Annotated in this window: 13 protein-coding genes; 7 read left to right on the top strand and 6 right to left on the bottom strand. The window is 72.3% G+C overall.

Going from position 1 to position 18,246, the window contains the following annotated elements; translation table 11 throughout:
• Positions 1-50 precede the first annotated feature (50 nt).
• Entirely contained in the window at positions 51-959 is a 909-nt protein-coding gene (gene sigJ, locus ACZ7KF_RS00065) for an RNA polymerase sigma factor SigJ (protein WP_471067486.1), read from the bottom strand.
• Positions 960-1,060: 101 nt separating this feature from the next.
• Here sigJ and ACZ7KF_RS00060 point away from each other — a divergent pair, with 101 nt between their 5' ends.
• Complete coding sequence (locus ACZ7KF_RS00060; protein ID WP_471067484.1) at positions 1,061-1,447, top strand: hypothetical protein; 387 nt, start codon at positions 1,061-1,063, stop codon at positions 1,445-1,447.
• A 75-nt stretch (positions 1,448-1,522) separates the two neighbouring features.
• Here the strand turns inward: ACZ7KF_RS00060 and ACZ7KF_RS00055 are convergent, their stop codons facing one another.
• The 4 genes from ACZ7KF_RS00055 to ACZ7KF_RS00040 all read right to left on the bottom strand — a co-directional run bounded on the left by ACZ7KF_RS00055 (position 1,523) and on the right by ACZ7KF_RS00040 (position 5,140).
• Entirely contained in the window at positions 1,523-2,725 is a 1,203-nt protein-coding gene (locus ACZ7KF_RS00055) for a cytochrome P450 (protein ID WP_471067482.1), read from the bottom strand.
• Positions 2,726-2,754: 29 nt separating this feature from the next.
• The gene (locus ACZ7KF_RS00050) at positions 2,755-3,603 is read right to left on the bottom strand and encodes a phytanoyl-CoA dioxygenase family protein (RefSeq protein WP_471067480.1); all 849 of its coding nucleotides are present in this window, start codon (positions 3,601-3,603) and stop codon (positions 2,755-2,757) included.
• A gap of 62 nt (positions 3,604-3,665) precedes the next feature.
• Positions 3,666-4,895: a beta-ketoacyl-[acyl-carrier-protein] synthase family protein gene (locus ACZ7KF_RS00045; RefSeq protein ID WP_471067477.1), complete on the bottom strand. Its 1,230-nt coding sequence runs from the start codon at positions 4,893-4,895 to the stop codon at positions 3,666-3,668.
• Positions 4,892-5,140, bottom strand: coding sequence for an acyl carrier protein (locus tag ACZ7KF_RS00040; protein WP_471067474.1), 249 nt, complete (start codon positions 5,138-5,140; stop codon positions 4,892-4,894). Before ACZ7KF_RS00040 ends, ACZ7KF_RS00045 begins: the two co-directional genes overlap by 4 nt.
• Before the next feature lie 352 nt (positions 5,141-5,492).
• On the opposite strand from ACZ7KF_RS00040, the gene ACZ7KF_RS00035 reads away from it, so the two are divergent.
• From ACZ7KF_RS00035 to ACZ7KF_RS00020, 4 genes are all read left to right on the top strand, one after another.
• Positions 5,493-6,668, top strand: coding sequence for a cytochrome P450 (locus ACZ7KF_RS00035; RefSeq protein ID WP_471067471.1), 1,176 nt, complete (start codon positions 5,493-5,495; stop codon positions 6,666-6,668).
• A gap of 139 nt (positions 6,669-6,807) precedes the next feature.
• A complete protein-coding gene (locus ACZ7KF_RS00030) occupies positions 6,808-8,727 on the top strand; it encodes an AfsR/SARP family transcriptional regulator (RefSeq protein ID WP_471067468.1) in 1,920 nt (639 codons plus the stop codon).
• A 262-nt stretch (positions 8,728-8,989) separates the two neighbouring features.
• Positions 8,990-11,431, top strand: coding sequence for a non-ribosomal peptide synthetase (locus ACZ7KF_RS00025; RefSeq protein WP_471067466.1), 2,442 nt, complete (start codon positions 8,990-8,992; stop codon positions 11,429-11,431).
• Entirely contained in the window at positions 11,424-12,419 is a 996-nt protein-coding gene (locus ACZ7KF_RS00020; protein WP_471067463.1) for a TauD/TfdA family dioxygenase, read from the top strand. The genes ACZ7KF_RS00025 and ACZ7KF_RS00020 overlap by 8 nt, the downstream gene beginning before the upstream one ends.
• A gap of 58 nt (positions 12,420-12,477) precedes the next feature.
• Here the strand turns inward: ACZ7KF_RS00020 and ACZ7KF_RS00015 are convergent, their stop codons facing one another.
• Positions 12,478-12,954, bottom strand: a complete 477-nt coding sequence (locus ACZ7KF_RS00015) for a hypothetical protein (protein WP_471067462.1) — start codon at positions 12,952-12,954, stop codon at positions 12,478-12,480.
• A 180-nt stretch (positions 12,955-13,134) separates the two neighbouring features.
• Here ACZ7KF_RS00015 and ACZ7KF_RS00010 point away from each other — a divergent pair, with 180 nt between their 5' ends.
• The gene (locus tag ACZ7KF_RS00010) at positions 13,135-13,350 is read left to right on the top strand and encodes an MbtH family protein (protein WP_471067461.1); all 216 of its coding nucleotides are present in this window, start codon (positions 13,135-13,137) and stop codon (positions 13,348-13,350) included.
• Positions 13,351-13,451: 101 nt separating this feature from the next.
• Positions 13,452-18,246, top strand: a 4,795-nt coding sequence (locus ACZ7KF_RS00005) for a condensation domain-containing protein (RefSeq protein ID WP_471067458.1), incomplete at its 3' end; no start/stop codon positions are given.

Here is an 18,246-nt window from a genome sequence, read left to right as displayed (position 1 = left end):
CCCCGGAGGCGGCCGGGCCCGCGAGCCCGGCATGATCCAAACGAGAGGCCCTAGCCCTCCCGGGCCCACGGCCGGAGCTTCTCCGGGTTGCGGACCACCCAGATCCGGTCGACCTGTCCGTCGGAGAGGTCGAACGCGGCCACGGTCACGACGGCGCCCGCACGCCGGGCCACCAGGCCCGGTGCGCCGTTGACCGACCGCTCCAGGAGTTCGAGCCCCGGAGCCTTGTCGGCGATGGCGACCATGTACTGGGCGATGCGCGCGCCGCCCTCGACCGGGCGCAGGACGGTGCCGACCATGCCGCCGCCGTCGGCGGTCATCACGGCGGCCGGGTCGAGGAGGCCGACGAGGGTGGCGATGTCCTTGGTCTCCCACGCCTCTTTGACGCGCCGCACCACGTCGGCCTGGCCGGCCGGTGTCACCGGTGCGCGCGCGGCGCCCACCCGCCGACGGGCGGAGGACGCCAGCTGCTTGCAGGCCGCGGGGGTCCGGCCGAGGACGCCGGCGATCTCGGTGAACGGGTACCGGAAGACGTCGTGCAGCACGAACGCCACCCGCTCGGCGGGTGTCATCGACTCCAGGACGACGAGGAAGGCCATGGCCACCGACTCGTCCAGGACGATCTGGTCGGCGGGGTCCCCGGGGCCGGCGTCGCCCGTGTGGTCCCACTCGGTGCGGTCGGGCAGCGGCTCGGGCAGCCACGCGCCGACATAGCGTTCACGGCGGGCCCGCGCCGAGCCGAGCAGGTCCAGGCAGATGCGGCTGGTCACCGTCGTCAGCCAGGCGCCGGGGGACAGGATCTCCTCCTGCCGGCCTCGCGGCAGCCCGTACCAGCGTGTGTAGGCGTCCTGCACGGCGTCCTCGGCCTCGGTCACCGAGCCGAGCAACCGGTACGCGACGTTGATCAGTTGGCGTCGTTCGCCCGGTATCCCCCGGGCGCTGGTCCCGACAGTCCCCATGGTTCCGGTTGCCCCCTCGCCTTACCTTTCGCAGGCCCGCTTCGTCGGACCGGTGAGACCTTATCGATCTACTGCCCGAGGGCGGACAAGGAGACTGCGACATGGCCACTCAGGCGACGGCGACGGCGACGGCCAGGGCACAGCGCACCGGCTCGTTCCTGCGGATCGCGATCGCCCTGCAGACCCTGACCATCTTCCTCCAGGCCGTCTCCGCCGGACTGCTGCTGACCGCGTCCTACGGAGAGACGCTGCACGGTGTCGGAGCCCGTGTGATGTACGGGGCGTCGATGCTGTACGTGCTCGCGGCGGTGCTGGCGTGGAAGCCGGGCGGCGGCTCGCCCCGGCCCGTCTGGCACGCGTCGGGTTTCCTCGTCCTCGCCTCGGTCCAGGTCGTGCTCGGTATCGCGCACGTCCCGTCGGTCCATCTTCCCCTGGGCGTCCTCATGTTCGGTCTGAGCGTGCTGGCGCTGGCCCGTCCGTCGCGGTGACGGCGTGAGCCCTGGACGCCGGTCCAGGGCTCACCCGTGTCCGCCCGCGTACCTCGGGCAGCGGTCACGCGTACCTCAGGCGGCAGTCATGCGTACCGGCAGACGCTCGGGGCCGTTGACGACGATGGAGCTGAGGAGCGTCGGTTCGTCCTCCAGCGTGACCCGGATCGACCGGCGGAGCAATTCGCCGTACAGCAACCGCATTTCGACTCGGGCCAGCACACTGCCGACGCAGAAGTGCTCGCCGAAACCGAGCGCCAGGTGCCGGTTCGGCTGCCGCCGGATGTCGAACCGGTCCGGGTCCTCGAAGACGGACTCGTCCCGATTGGCCGAGGGCAGCCAGAAGGTGACGCGATCACCGGCGGCGATCCGCCGGCCGCGGATCTCCACCGCGCGCGTCGCGGTGCGCATGATGTGGGTGGCGGTCGAGGTCCATCGCAGCACCTCCTCCACCGCCGACGGCAGCAGGTCGGGGTTGTCCGACAGGAGCTGCCACTGGTCGGGACGGCGCAGGAACGCGAGCATGCCGCCCGCGGTGGCGATGCGCGTGTTCTCCGTACCGCCGACGAGGAGGTTGTCGCAGTTCAGGATCACGTCGTCCGGCGAGAGGCGCTCACCGTCCACGCTCGCCGTCGCCAGCACGCTGACCAGGTCGTCGCCCGGATCCTTCGCCTTGTCCGCCTGAAGCGCCTCGAAGTAGCCGAGGATGTCCAGGTGAGCGAGGCGCCGGGTGAGCGGGTCACCGGCGCCGAACGCGTCGCTGGTGAGCGTGAAGAGCTTCTCCCAGTCGGTGCCGGGGATCCCCATCATCTTGCAGATCACGTACAGCGGGAGACGGGCGGCGACGTCCGTGACGAAGTCGCACGTTCCCCGTTCCAGAGCGTCGTCCACGACCCGCCCCACGACGCTCTGGACGTCCTCCTCCATGGCCCGGGCCGACCGCAGGGAGAACCAGCCGTCGACCAGCCCGCGCAGCTGACGGTGCCGGGGCGCGTCGGTCAGCGCCAGGGTGCGGCCGCCGCCCGGGTCGGCGCCGTGGCTCTCGGGGCGCAGCAGGATGCCCTGGGCGGAGCTGAAGGTGGCCGCGTCCCGGTAGGCCGCGCGGATGTCGTCGTACCGGGTCAGGACCCAGAAGCCCGGGTACTGCGTCGGCTCGTGCCAGTGCACGGGCTGGTGCGTCCGCAGCCAGCGCCACTGGACGAAGGGGTCGCCCTTCGCGTACAGCTCGGGATCCACCAGATCGATGACCGGCGGCTGCTCGGCGGACTCGGTCGGCATGCGGGTGTCTCGCCCTTCTGCTCGGCGTCTCAGAGAGACACGGTGGGATCGGGGAGCGCCTGGAGAGCCAGACGCTCGTCGGCGCGCGGTGCGACGGCGGTGGTGTCGCGTGAGACCAGGAACGCGGGACGGGTGGGGCGCACCGGGGCGTTGGCCACCGCGTTGTAGGTGATGAGCAGCAGCGCGCGACGGTCCGCCGACACGTTGTTCGACGACGAGTGGACGATGCTGGGATGGAAGACCTGGACGGAGCCCCGCGGGCCCACGAACAGCTTCCGCCCGCTCTCCTCGGCGAGCGCGCGGGCCCGGTCGGCGTCCACGGTGTACGCGAGGTCGGCGGAGACATGGCTGCGCCAGTCGGACTCCGCGCCGTCCGCGCGGCCTTCGGGCAGGTCGAGCAGGCCCAGGCGGTGCGAACCGGGGATGGCCATGAGCGGCCCGTTGTCCTCGTGCACGTCGTCCAGCGAGATGGCGATGTTCACGGCGTCCGGACGCCGCATGCCGTCCTCCTCGTGCCAGAACGCGAAGTCCTGGTGCCACGGCCAGGCCGCCCCTTCGTGGGCCTGCTTCAGGTTGACCTTGAACTGGTACACGTACACGGGGCCGCCGATCAGCTCCTCGGCGAGCCCCACCAGGTACGGATGGCGCACGAGCGCCGCGCACACCTCGTCGAACGCGTGACAGCCGTGGATCGCCCGGACGGTCCCGCCGTCCTTCTCGTGCACCACCTCCGGCCTGCGCTCGCGGCTGATGGCGAGGGTCCGCTCCCGGAGCAGCGCCACGGCGGCGTCGCCGAAGCGGTACGGCGGCTCGCACCAACCGTCCCTCTCGTAGGCGGATTTGAGGCCGACGTGCGGGGCGACGCCGATGCTGGCCATGAGCGGGAACCTCCTGTGCGGGGGAAACGGGCGGAGTCGGGGCGGCGCAGGTCAGGCGACCCTCAGGCGGCCGTCAGCACGAGGGCCGCGTTCTGGCCGCCGAAACCGAAGGACGTGCTGAGCGCGGCGCCCGCGACCACGTCCCGGGGCTTCTCCACGACCAGGTCGAGCGCGCCGGCCGCCGCGTCCACCCGGTCCAGGTTCGCGGTGGCCGGCACCCGCCGGTGCGCCAGCGTCAGAAGTGTGAAGGCCGCCTCCAGGGCGCCCGACGCACCCAGGGCGTGTCCCGTCAGGCTCTTGGTGGCGGTCACCGGAGGAGCGTGCGGGAAGACCCGGCCGAGCATGGCCGCCTCCGCCTCGTCGCCGAGCTGGGTCGCGGTGCCGTGGGCGTTGATGTGCCCGATGTCGCGGGCCGTCATGCCCGCGTCGGCGAGCGCCGTGCGCGTGGCCAGCTCCGTGCCCCGTCCTTCGGGATCGGGCGTGGTGAAGTGGTAGGCGTCGGCGGAGGCTCCGAAGCCCGCGACGTGGCCGTGGACGCGGGCGCCGCGCGCCCGCGCGTCGTCCGCCCGCTCCAGCACGAGGATGCCCGCGCCCTCGCCGAGCACGAAGCCGTCCCGGTCCGCGTCGAAGGGACGGGACGCCTCGGCCGGTGCCGCGACGCGGGTCGACAGCGCCCCCATACGGCTGAAGCCGACGCTGGTGGCGCGGGACCGCCCCGATTCGGCGCCGCCGACGACCGCGATGTCGCAACTGCCGGAGAGCAGCAGATCACGGCCCAGGCCGATGGCCGTGGCGCCCGAGGCACAGGCCGTGCTCACGCTCAGACTGGGGCCGAACGCCCGCAGGTCGCCGCTGATCTCACCGGCCGCCAGGTTGGTCAGGCAGCGCGGTATGAACAGCGGCGAGACACGGTCGTGGCGCTCGGCGGCGAACTGCTTGAACTGCTTGTCGAAGTGGCGGGTGCTCGTGCCGCCCACTCCGAGCACGACCGCGACCCGGGCACCGTCCCAGGAGGCGGGGTCGAGGCCGGCGTCGGCGACGGCCTGCCGGGCCGCGACGAGCGCCATCTGCGCGTACGGTTCGAGCCGCCACGCCAGCGCGCGCCCCAGCAGCGCGTCCGCGTCGAAGTCCGGCACCGCGCAGCAGAAGTCGACGGGCAGCCCCTCCAGCAGACTGTCCGTCGCGGCCGCCGAGACCCCCGCGAGCAGTCCGTCCCAGGTGGCGTCGAGGCCGGTACCCAACGGGGAGACCAGGCCGAGGCCGGTCACCGCCACGGCGGGACGGGCGCTCACGACGTGGCCTCGGCCGTGCCGTCCATGGCGGCCGCCACCAGGGCCACCGCCTCACCGATGGTGCTGTCCGGGGTCAGTTCCAGCGGCGGGACCCCGTACTCCTCGTCCAGGACCACCGAGAACTCGACCAGGGCCAGTGAGTCGATCCTCAGCTCGACGAAGGTCACGTCGGGGGTGATGATCGACTTGTCGATGCCGAGCGTATCCGAAAGCCGCTGGGCTACCTCGTCGTGCAGATCGGACATCGGACGTCCTTCCAGGAATGACCAGAGAAGCGCGCGCCATCGGTTTACCGGGGCGGTGAGCGGCGCATTTTCACCGTGAATGCGGGCAGGCGCCGCACGCTGGTCGACGGCGAAAGCGGGCTGCTCGCGGCATTTCCGACGGGAGTGTGCACGAGCGAACTGTTGGGCGTGCCCGGCAGAGTGCTCGGCCGCAGACCCGCCGTGTACGTGATGAATCGGGACCCTAGGCCACGATCCCCGCCGTGGCAAGCGTCAACTACCCCGGCCCGCACGGCGATAGATGAGTGAAAACGAAGCGATAAAACCCATGCGCATGGTGGACGGCGGCGCATTATCACGGGGAGATTTGCCGATGCAGAATTCGCGAGCCGCACTCGAAGAGCCGGCCGTACCCGAGGGGTTGCCTACGGGCCCGCTGCCGATCGCCTGCGATCCCGACGACACCACACCGATCCGCTGGGTGCGCATGCCGAACGGCGCCGGTTGCTGGGCCGTGTCCGACTACCGGCTCGCCCGCCAGGTGCTCGCCGACCCGCGGTTCAGCCGCGCGGCCGCCCTGGCGCCGGACGTGGCCAGGGTGGCCAGCATCGACCCGTCACCCGACTCCATCATCAGCCTGGACGGCAAGGCGCACGCCCGGCTGCGCAGGATCGTGGCCGGGGCCTTCACGGAGCGCCGGATCACCGCGCTGCGCCCGGTGATCGAGGACCGTGTGCGCGAACTCCTGGACGAGCTGGCGGCCGGCGACCAGCCGGCCGACCTGGTCGCCGGCCTCGCCGCGCCGCTGCCGCTGAGCGTGCTCTGTCACATGCTCGGTATCCCGGTCACCGACCAGGAGAGCTTCCGCGCATGGGTGCCCGTCCTCTTCGACCTGGACGGCGCAAGCCCGGAGAACCGGGCCCGCGCCTTCCGTATCACCCACTACATGGCGAAGCTCGTCGGGCGGAAGCGGCGTGAGCCGGGCGACGACCTGATCAGCGCCCTCATCCAGGTCGCCGACACCGAGGGCAGACTGACCAACCGTGAGCTGGTCACCCTGGCGCTGTCGCTGCTGATGGCCGGGTACGACTCCACCGCCGACCAGATCACCCTCGCCTTCCTGAGCCTGCTGCACGACCCCGCGCGCGCGGACGCCCTGCGCGCCGACCCCGGCCTCGTCGCCACCGAGGTGGAAGAGCTGCTGCAGACCAACTCCTCGGCCCCCCTCAGCTTCAGCCGCGCGGTCACCGAGCCCGTGCGGGTGGCGGACGTGACGATCCGCCCGGGGGAGCCGGTCCTGGTCTTCCTCATGGGCGCCAACCGCAGCCTGCGCAGGTCCGAGAGCACGCCGGCCGGGTCCCATCTCGCGTTCGGGCACGGGGTGCACCGGTGCCTGGGTGCCCCCCTGGCGCGACTCCAGCTCGCCACGGTGATCCGCCTGACGCTGGACCGCTTCCCCCGCCTCGCGCTCGCCGAGGACATCGACGGCCTGCACTGGAAGCCCGCCGCGGCCACTCGGGGTCTGACCCGGCTCCGCGTGCGCTGCTGACCCGGGCGTCCACCCCACTCCGACACAGGCGCCGACGGGCCACCCATGGGGTCGGCCCACACTGTGAGACGTGTGCCTATAGTGATCCACAGTTCCACTTGCTAGGGAATAACAGGCGGGATAATGGGGGAAATCTGGCATGACCTCTTGTGATGCCGACCAACTGGAAGTGACCGGCTGTCAACGCGTAGCGATATCGGCATTGGGAACACTCCTGGCGACCGTCAATGGCCGCCCGGTGGTGATTGCCGGACCACGGCAGCGCACCATCTTTGCGATGCTCGCCCTTGCCTGGGGCAGAGTCGTATCCGTGGACAGTCTGGTCGATGCGGTCTGGGGGGTCAGACCGCCCACCACGGCCCGTACACAAGTGGCCATCTGCATAGGAGCTTTGCGTAAGGCGTTTCGTGCGGCGGATGTCAAGGAACCGGTCATCCTGACCACGCACCCGGGATATCAACTCCTGACCGAGACCTGTTCCTTCGACGTCCGTGACTTCGCCGCCATGGCCGCCGACGCCGCCGACAGCGCGCGGCAGAGCCGCCTCGACGACGCCGTCGGCCTCTACCGCAAGGCGCTCGACCTGTGGACCGGGCCCGCCCTGTGCGGCGTCGCCGGGCAGCTCGTCGAGGACGAGGCGACCCGCCTGGAAGCCGAACGCCTCACCGTCTACGAGGCGTTGTTCGACGCGGAGCTGTCACTCGGACGCCACAACGAGGTGCTGCCCGAACTGTCCGCGGTCGCCGACGACCACCCCCTGCACGAGAAGCTGCGGCACAGCCTGATGCTGGCCCAGTACCGCTGCGGACGCAGGGCGGAGGCGGCCGAGGGATTCCGCAGCTGGCGCCGCCGGTTCGTCGACGAGATCGGCATGGAGCCCAGCGCGTCGATCCACCAGCTGCACAACGCCATCCTGCAGGACGAGCCCGGACTCGCCCTGCACGCCGAGGCGGCGCCCCACCCGGACCGCCGCACCATCCCGGCGGAACTGCCCGCCGACGTCCCGGACCTCATCGGACGGCACGCGGAACTCCAGGCGCTCGACGCCCTGCTGACCGTCTCGTCCGACGGACCGCCGACCCGGACGGGGGTCGTGGCCGGCACCGCCGGTGTGGGCAAGACGAGTCTCGTCGTGCACTGGGCCAGCCGCGCCTGGGAGTCCTTCCCCGACGGGTTGCTCTACGCCGACCTCTCCCAGTACGAGTGGAGCCACGAACCGGCCACGGTGCACTCGCTGCTCCACCGTTTCCTGCGCGTCCTCGGCATCCCAGCGAAGAGTGTGCCCGAACGGCTCGACGAGTGCGTCTCGTTCTACCGCAGCCTGCTCGCCGAGCGCCGCGTCCTGGTGGTCCTCGACAACGCGAGGACGCTCGCGCACGTCCAGCCGTTCCTGCCCGGCTACGGCGACTCGCGGCTCCTCGTGACCACCGACGGCCGCCAGGACCCGCTGGCCGTCGGCCGCGGAGTGGTCCGCGTCGACCTGGACGCACTGCCGCTCCCCGAGGCCGCCGACCTGCTGACGAGGATGGTCGGCGAACGACGCGTCCTGGACGACCCGCGGGCCGTGCGGGAGCTGTGCCGCCTGTGCGGCGGTCTGCCACTCGCGCTGCGCGCCGCCGCGGGGCGCCTCATCGCCAAACCGCACTGGTCCGTACGGCACTTCGTGTACCGGCTCGCCGCGGCGGACCGGCGACTGGAGGAACTCGGCGCCGGAGGCGTCGAGTTGCGGGCGGGGTTCGAGCGTGCCTACAGCGGCCTGACCGCCGCCGCGGCCCGCACCTGCCGCATGCTGGGGCTCCTCGACACCCCGTACTTCACCGCGGACACGGGCGCGACACTGCTCGCCGTCGACCCGGCCGACGCCGAAGACGCCATGGAGCAGCTCTTCGACATGCACTTCGTCCGGGTGGCCGGCGTGGGGCCCGGTGGAACGCTGCACTACGCGTTCCACGAACTGGTGCGTCTGTGCGCCCGGGAGAAGGCGCTCGCGGAGGAGACCGAGGACGATCGGTACGCCGCCCTCGGCCGCCTTTCCGAGGCGCAGCTGGCCCGTTCGTGAACGAGGAGTTCCCGGAAGGTCCGGCAACGATATTCCGGCGATAAACCACCCGCTTAACGTCCACGGTGTCGGCGGAACGGGCCGTCAGGGCCCGGGCCGCCCGGCGCAGAAAGGTACTGGTGTGGAGACAGGGCCGCCTGGAGCGTTCTGGCAGCGAGTGCTCACGGGCAGCGGGTACACGCCGCTGCCCCGGTGGCCGGGGAACGAGCCGCGGCCCGCCGGAGGGGCCGGCCGGCGCGCAACGCCCGGCCCGGTCGAGGCGGTGCACGTCACCCTCCCTCCGGCGACCGCGCGCGCCCTGAGGCAGCTGTGCGAGCGGTCCGCGGTGACACTGGACACCGCCGTCCTCGCCGCGTGTGCCAAGGTGCTGGCACAGGTCACCGCCGACCGGGCCGTGGTCTGCGGATACCGGCCGCACGCCGGTGGCGGGCCGGTGCCCTGCCCGGTGGCCGTCGCCGACGGCACCTGGTCCCGGCTCCTCGCCGACGTGGCACGCGCCGAGTCGGAGCTGCTCCGGCACCTTCCGGGCTACCCGGAAGCACCGCCGTCCCCCGACGGAGCCGGACCCGGCCCCCGGGGCCCCCTCTTCGACGCGGTCTGCGTCGCGGGACGCGCCCCCCGCGACGCAGACCTTCCGGCGGACGCCGTCCTCGCGGCGGGGCTGTCCCGGGACGGCGACGCGCTGACGCTCGTCCTCCGCCACCGTCCGCGGGCCATGGGCGGCGATCAGGCGGGACGCTTCGCCACGTACCTGCTCGCGGCGTTGCGCGCGCTCGCCGAGGCACCGCAGACCCCCCACCACGAGTGGAGCCCCGTACCGGAAGAGGAAATCGCTCTCCAGATCCACGAGTTCGCCGGCCCCGTGCGGCAGCTGCCCGACCGGCGCGTCCACGAACTCTTCGAGGAGCGGGTGCGGCTCCGCCCCGACGACGTCGCCGCCGTGCACGACACCAGGGCCTGGACGTACGTGGAACTCAACCAGCGCGCCAACCGGATCGCGCACACCCTGCTGGAAGCCGGGCTGCGCGCCGAGGACGTGGTCGGCGTGGTCATGGAACGCGACCTGGAGTGGCTCGCGTCCGTGCTCGCCGTCCTCAAGGCCGGCGGCGTCTACCTCCCGGTGGAGCCGCAGTTCCCCGCCCACCGCGTGACGGACATGCTCCGGCGGGCCGACTGCCGGCACGTCCTCACCCGCCGAGGCATCTCGCCCGCCCTCGACACCGCCGCGGCCCTGCTGCCCGGCCTGCGTACCGGCCACGTCGAGGAACTGCTCGCCGTCCCGGGCCCGGTGACCGATCCGGAGGTACCGGTCGCGGCCCGCCAGAGCGCGTACCTGTACTTCACCTCCGGCTCCACGGGCACCCCCAAGGGCGCCGTGTGCGAGCACGCGGGCTTCCTCAACCACCTCCTCGCCAAGATCGAGGACCTCGGGGTCGCGGAGGGCACCGTGGTGGCGCAGACCGCGCCCCAGTGCTTCGACATCTCGCTGTGGCAGCTCGTCGCGGCACTCGCCGTCGGCGGTCGTACCGTCATCGTGGACCAGGCCGCCGTCCAGGACGTGGCACTGCTCGTCGACACCCTGGACCGGGAGGGCGTCGAGATCCTCCAGGTGGTGCCGTCCTACCTGGAGACGATGCTGGCCGAACTCGACCGCACCCGGCGGCGGCTGCCCCGGCTGCGGTGTGTGTCGGCCACCGGTGAGGCCCTGAAGAAGGAACTGGTCGAGCGCTGGTTCGCCACGTGCCCCGAGGTGCCGCTCGTCAACGCGTACGGCCTGACCGAGACGTCGGACGACACCAACCACGAGGTGATGCGGCGGGTACCGGACCAGACCTCGGTGCCCCTGGGCCGGCCGATCGCCAACGTGCGGGTGTACGTCCTCGACGAGGCACTGCGGCCCGTCCCGCTCGGCTCGCCCGGAGAGATCGCCTTCTCCGGTGTCTGCGTGGGCCGCGGCTACGTCAACGACGAGGAACGCACCCGTGCCGCCTTCGTCCCCGATCCGCTGGTGCCGGGGGAGCGGATGTACCGCTCCGGGGACTTCGGCCGCTGGCTGCCCGACGGACGCCTGGAGTTCCTGGGGCGCCGGGACGCGCAGGTGAAGATCCGCGGGTTCCGGATCGAGATCGGCGAGATAGAGAACGCCCTGCTGAAGATCCCCGGCGTACGCGACAGCGCGGTGATCGTGGTCGGCACCGAAGAGCGCCGGCAGCTCGCCGCCTTCTGGACGGGCACCGGGCAGTCCGCCGACCGGCTCGCGGCGGCACTGGGCGAGACCCTGCCCGGCTACATGGTGCCGCACCGCTTCCACCACCTGACCGAGCTTCCCCTGACCGGCAACGGCAAGACCGACCGCACGGCGCTGGCCCGGATCGCCGAGACGCCGGACGCCCCCGACGACCGGCCGGCGGCCCACGAAGCCGACGGCACGGCCCCGAGCAGCGACACCGAGCGCAGACTGGCCGGACTCTGGGCCGACGTCCTGAAAGTCCCGGCCGCGACCATCCGCCGCACCTCGGACTTCTACGCCCTGGGCGGCACCTCGCTGTCCCTCATCCGCCTGGCCATCGGCCTCGACCGCGCGGTCTCGCCCCTGGAGCTGCGCGAGACCCCGCTGCTGGCGGACCTGGCGGCGCTCCTCGACGCCAAGACCGCGGCCATGGCCACCGACTCCCCGAACGGGACGGCTGACACCGATGACTGATGTGACGACGGCCTCGACGTCCGAGGTCCTTCCCGACGGCTCCCGGCTCGTCCTGGAACCGGGGCGCCCGCCGGTCCTCCGGCTCGCGCAGGGGGAACCGCCCGCGCGAGCCGTACGGCTGCTCCTCTCCCGTCACGGCGCCGTCCTCCTGCGCGGACTGGGCCTGGCCGCACCGGCGGACCTGGCGGCCGTGGCCCGTGCCCTCGGAGTGACACCGATGGTGGAGCGGGAGGGTTTCGCGGTCCGCGACGACGTCGGCCACGGCGTGTACTCGGCGTCACGGTGGCCCGCCGACGAGCCGATGTGCATGCACCACGAGCTGAGTTACGCCGACGAGGTGCCGGGCATCGCGCTCTTCGGCTGCCTGCGGGCCCCGCAGCAGGGCGGAGCCACCGCCCTGGCCGACGCGCGGCAGGTCCTCGACGCCCTCCCCGCGGACCTCGTGGCCCCGTTCGAGGAGCACGGCTGGCTGCTCGCCCGGCACTACGGCGAAGTGGGACTGGGCTGGGCGGAGGCCTTCCGCACCGACGACCCCGAGGCGGTGTCCGCGTACTGCCGCGACCATGCCGTGGACCACCGCTGGCTGCCGGACGGATCGCTGCGCACGGTGCAGCGCCGGGCGGCGGTCGTCCGCCATCCGGTCCACGGGGAACGTCTGTGGTTCAACCAGATCGCGTTCCTCAACGAGTTCACGATGGACCCGGCGGTCCGGGAGTACCTCGTCTCCCTGTACGGCCCGGACGCGCTGCCCTTCACCACCTTCTACGGCGACGGCACACCCGTGCCCGAACCGGTGGTCGCGGCCGTCAACGACGCGTACGCCACCGTCACGGTCGCCGAACCGTGGCAGGAGGGCGACGTACTCGTCGTGGACAACCTGCGGACGGCCCACAGCCGCGAGGCGTACCGCGGCGAACGCGACATCATCGCCCTCTTCGGCGATCCGGTGCGTCTTCCCGGGCACGTCCGGCCCGGTGCCGCCGACTGAACCCCCCCCGGGACCGGCGGGGACAGGGCACCCGCTCCGTCCGGAGCCGCCGGAACGTTCAGATCACCCCGATCCGGCCGGAAGGCCCGACCGCGGCCGGATAGCAGTACGCGGCGCGCGACGTGGAGAGCAGCAGCGCGCCGCGCACCTCCGCCAGGTGGGACGCGTGACAGGCCGCGAGCACCTCGGCGCCCTCGATCCGCTGGTCCGCACAGCGGGCGTAGAGCTTTCCCGCGGACACCGCTTCGTCCGGGGAGAGTTCGAGAATGTCGACACCACCCCGGTCGACGAGGTTCTGCACCGGGACGCCGGTGCCGAATTGATGACCTTTCGTGCAGTACTCGTCCCAGCAGGTGCGCATCGCACAGGACACCGCGAAGGTCACGGAGGGTATGACGAGACGGAATTCCCTGGCACTGATCGCCGCTTTCAAGGACGACGCGGCCGGGGTGTGGCCGGTCGCAATCTGGTACAGGGCGAAGGAATCGGCGACTGCGTACCCGTCTGAAGTTCCCAGAAGGCCGTGCAGTTCCACTGATGCTCCCCTCGGTCGCAGGGCAGTTACGTGACGGTAGGCGAAATGATAGCGCCTGGTCGCGCCCTACGAGCCGTCAACTCGACTGGCGTGAAGGGGAGATGGTGCCGTGATATCGAAGTGATGCAAGCCCGTGATGGGCTGGGTAGAACGGCCCATTATCGAAATCGAGGTTGTGCTGTGACGAACCCTTTTGAGAATGCAGAGGGAAAGTTCCTCGTCTTGCTCAACGACGAGGAGCAGTACTCGCTGTGGCCCGGCTTCATCGAAGTCCCCGGAGGATGGCGGGTCGTCCTTGACGAGACCGACCGGCAGTCGTGCCTCGACTTCATAGAGGAGAACTGGACCGACATGCGGCCCAAGTCGTTGCGCGACGCCATGGACACACCCGCCTGAGGACCCTTCTCCGCCAGGGCGGCCGCCGCGGGTGACGCCCGCCCTGGTCAGTTCTTCCCTTTTCACCGTTCCGGATTCGAGACTCATGGGGTAGGTAACAGGTGTCTGGCACGGGAGCCGCTCGCCGGCCGTTGTCCGCCGCGCAGTCGGGCGTCTGGTTCGCCCACCAACTGGGCGTGACGGACCTGGACTTCAGTCTCGCCCAGTGCGTGGAGATCCGCGGCGCCATCGACGTGGAGCGTCTGACGGCGGCGATCCGGGCGGCCCTGCACGAGGCGGAGGCCCTGCGGGTCCGCTTCACCGAGGACACGGACGGCGTGTGGCAGACCCCCGTGCCCGTTCCCGACGGTGCCGTGGCGTTCCATGACGTCTCGGCGGACCCCCACCCCGCCGAGACCGCCCTGCGCTGGATGCGCGAGGACCGCGCCCGCTCCGTCGACCTCCTCGCGGAGCGGCTGTACGAGCTGGCCCTGTTCCGCCTGGCACCGGACCACCTCCTCTGGTACACGCGCGCCCATCACGCCGTCGTCGACGGCCACGGCGCCGGCCTGTTCACCCGCCGCGTCGCCGAGATCTACCGGAACCCCGACGGCGAATCGCCCTTCGGTTCCCTCGCCGACCTCCTCGCCGAGGACCGGGAGTACCGGGCGTCGGCGGACTTCACCGCGGACCGCGCCTACTGGGAGACCCGGCTCGCCGACCGCCCCGCCAGGTTCAGCCTGTCGCGGCGCACCGCCACCTCCCGCGGCTCCTCGCTGCGGGCCACCACGAGCCTCGCGTCGCCGCTCAACGACGCGCTCGTCGCCGCCGCCCGCGCCGCCCGCACCCACTGGTCCGTGGTCCTCACGGCCGCTGTCGCCCTGTACGCGCACCGCATGACCGGCTCCCGCGACCTCACCCTCGGCTTCCCCGTCACCGCCCGCGTCAGCCTCACGGCCCGCCGCACCCCCGGCATGACCGCGAACGTCGTCCCGCTGCGCCTGACCGTCTCGGCCGACGACGACTTCACCGGCCTCGTCACGCGCACCGGGCAGGTCGTGAAGGAGGCGCTGCGGCATCAGCGCTACCGCCAGGAGGACCTGCAACGTCACTTCGCGACCGCCGCGGACGGCTCGGGCTCCTTCGGCCCGCTGGTCAACATCATGGCCGCGGACGACGGCCTCGCCTTCGGCGAGTGTTCCGCCCGGCTCCTCAACCTCGGCAACGGGCCCCTCGACGACCTGGCCTTCGACGTCTACGGCACCGCCCGCGGCGAAGACCTCGTCATCCACCTCGACGGCAACGACACCCTCTACACCGCCGAAGAACTCACCGGGCACCTGGAACGCTTCGAGCACACCCTGGCCACGGCCCTGGCCGACCCCGGCCGCACCGTGGCCGAGCTGGACCTGCTGCCGCCGCGCGAACGCCGGCTGATCCTCGGCACGTGGAGCAGCCCGGCCGGCGAGGCGGGCGCCGCGACGACGCTGACCGAGCGGATCGAGCGGATCGAGGAGCAGGTCCGGCGGATGCCGCACGCCCTCGCCGTGACCTCCGCGGCCGACGAGCTCTCCTACCGGGAGCTGAACGCCCGCGCGAACCGTGTCGCCCGCCTGTTGATCGAGCGCGGCGCCGGGCCGGGCCGTACCGTGGCTCTCGCCCTGCCCCGGTCCTCTCAGTGGGCTGTCGCGGCGCTCGCGGTGGCGAAGACGGGAGCGGCCTGCCTGCTCGCGGAACCCGACGCACCGGCCGGCGCCGGCGACGTCCCGGGAGCCGTCTGCGCGGTGACCTCGGTCCACACCCCCACCCGGCTCCCGGGCACCCTGCCCGGCATCGCCCTGGACGCGCCGGACACGGCCGGGATCCTCGCCCGCTTCCCGGACACGGACGTCACCGACGAGGACCGCACGACCGCCCTGCTGCCCGCGCATCCGGCGCAGGTGAGCCACCCGGGGGGCCTCACCACCTCGCACGCCGCATTCACCGATCGGCTCGACCGGCTGCGGTCCGGCCACCCGCAGCCCCCCGGCGACCGCGCCCTGCACGGCACCGCGTCCCTGTGGGCGCTCTGGTGGACGCTCAGCAGCGGGGCGACCTTGGTGATGCCCCACCCGGACCAGCCCCGCCCGGACCAGCCCCGCCCGGACCAGCCCCGCCCGGACCAGCCCCACCAGGGCCAGGTCCCGGACGCGCCTCACCGCGACGCGGCACGCACGGCCGCCGCCCTCGCCGCGGACATCAGCACCCACGGCGTCACCACCCTGCACACCACCCCCACGGTGCTGGCCGCGCTCCTCGCCGAGCACGCGGCCGCCTGTGCCTCCCTGCGCACCGTGGTCTGCGCCGGCGAACCCCTGCCGGCCTGGCTGCCGACCCGCTTCCGCGACACTCTGGACCAGGCAGCCCTGTGCGCCGTCCACATCCCGTCCGGGTCCGGCGTCCCCGCCGTCGTCCGGGCCGACGACGAGGACCCCGGCACCGGCAGCGCGGTCCTCGGCCGCCCCCTGGCCGGCACCCGCGCCTATGTGCTCGACGACCGGCTGCGTCCGGTTCCGGCCGGCGTCACCGGCGAACTGTATGTGACGGAGGAGGACGCCGCCCTCGGCTTCCCCGGCCGCCCCGCCGACACCGCCGGGTTCCTCGTCGCCGACCCGCACGGCCGGCCCGGCGGGCGGATGCGGCGCACCGGGGACCTGGCCCGCTGGCGCGCCGACGGCGCCCTGGAACACGCCGGCTCCGCGGACCGGACCGCCGTGCCGAACCCGGGCGCGGACCTCGCCTCCGTCGAGGCCGCCCTGATCACACACCCTCAGGTAGCGCAGGTGACCGTCCTCGACCGGGACGACGCCGCGGGCACCCCGGTCCGCGTGGCGTACGTGGTGCCGCACTCCGGCGCCGTCGTCGACCCGGACGCGGTCCAGCGCCATGCGGCCGAGCGGCTGCCCGAGTCGCAGGCCCCGACGGCCCTGGTCGTCCTCGACGCGCTGCCCGTCACCCCGCACCATCTGCTCGACCGGGCGGCCCTGCCGCTCCCGGCCGGGGAACCGGCACCGCCTCGCCGCACGGCCCGCAACCCCAGGGAGGCGGAGCTGTGCCGCGTCTTCGCGGAGGTACTGGGCGTCGACGTCCCCGGCATCGACGACAGCTTCTTCGACCTCGGCGGGCAGTCCCTCACGTCCGTCCGGCTCCTGAGCCGGGTCCGCACGGAGTTCGGTGTCGAGCTTCCCGTACGCGCGCTCTTCGAGGCGCCCACGGTGGCCCAGTTCGCACAGCGGCTCGACGAGGCGGAGCGCTCCACCGTCCAGGCCCTGGTCCCGGCCCCGCGACCCGACGAGATCCCCCTTTCCTTCGCGCAGCGCCGTCTGTGGTTCCTGAACCGCCTCGAAGGGGCCGACTCCTCGGCCTACAACATGTCGTTCGCCGTACGGCTGACGGGCACCCTGGACCGGGAGGCCCTGGCCGCCGCGCTGCGGGACGTCGTGGAGCGGCACGAGAGCCTGCGGACCGTCTTCCCCGAGGGCCCCGACGACGCCCCCCACCAGGACATCCTCACCCCCGACCGCATCCCTGCCGTCCCCCTCGACGTCGTACCCACGAACGCCGAAGAGCTGCCGCGCCTCCTCGACCGCGCGGCCGGCCGCGGCTTCGACCTGACCCGCGACCTGCCCCTGCGCAGCTCCCTGTTCACCCTCGACGACAACGCGCACGTGCTCCTCGTCGTGCTGCACCACATCGCCGGCGACGGCTGGTCCATGGTCCCCTTCGCCCGCGACGTGGCCGCCGCCTACGAGGCGCACAGCATGGGCGCTACGCCGGACTGGAAGCCGCTGCCCGTGCAGTACGCGGACTACACCTTGTGGCAGCGGCGCGTCCTCGGTGACGTGAACGACCGCGACACCCCGCTCGCACGCCAGCTCGCCTACTGGGCGAAAACGCTGGACGGACTGCCGGAGCAGCTGGAACTGCCCGCCGACCGGCCCCGCCCGGTCGTCGCGTCCCACCAGGGCGAGACCATCCCGGTCACGATCGGCCCCGACGTGCACCGGTCCCTGGCCAGGCTGGCCCAGGAAGCCGACGCCAGCCTCTTCATGGTGGTGCAGGCGGCGTTCGCGGCCTTGTTGTCCCGGATGGGTGCGGGGACGGACATCCCGATCGGTTCGCCGGTGGCGGGCCGTACGGACGAGGCGCTGGACGACCTGGTCGGGTTCTTCGTGAACACGCTGGTGCTGCGGACCGACCTGTCGGGTGATCCGACGTTCCGGGAGCTGGTGGACCGGGTCCGGGAGACGGACCTGGCCGCGTACGCGCACCAGGACGTGCCCTTCGAGCATCTGGTGGAGGTCCTCAACCCCGCCCGTTCCCTGGCCGCGCACCCCCTGTTCCAGGTGATGCTCGCCTTCCAGAACAACGAAGCCCCCAGCTTCGAACTCCCCGCGCTCACCACCGTGGTCGAGCAACTGGACACCGGCTCCTCGAAGTTCGACCTGCTGCTGAACCTCACCGAACAGCAGGGTGCCGACGGCGAGCCCGCCGGGCTGACGGGCTTCCTGGAGTTCGCTGTGGATCTGTTCGACCGGGGGACGGTCGAGGGTCTGGTGGAGCGGTTCGGTCGGTTGTTGTCGGTGGTGGTGGCGGATCCGGATGTGCGGGTGGGCCGGCTGGATGTGCTGTCCGAGGACGAGCGTCACGAGCTGGTGGTACGCCGCAACGCCACGGGTGTCGAGGTGCCGTGGGTGTCGTTGCCGGAGTCGTTCGCGGCGCGGGTGGCGGCCGATCCGGACGCGGTCGCGGTGGTGTTCGAGGGTGTGGAGCTGTCGTACGAGGAGTTGAGTGCTCGGGCGAACCGGTTGGCGCGGTTGTTGGTGGAGCGTGGGGCGGGGCCGGAGCGGGTGGTGGCGTTGATGCTGCCGCGTTCGC

It is taken from the genome of Streptomyces sp. NPDC038200 (genome assembly GCF_055600785.1).
This window is presented reverse-complemented; position numbering and strand designations above follow the sequence as displayed.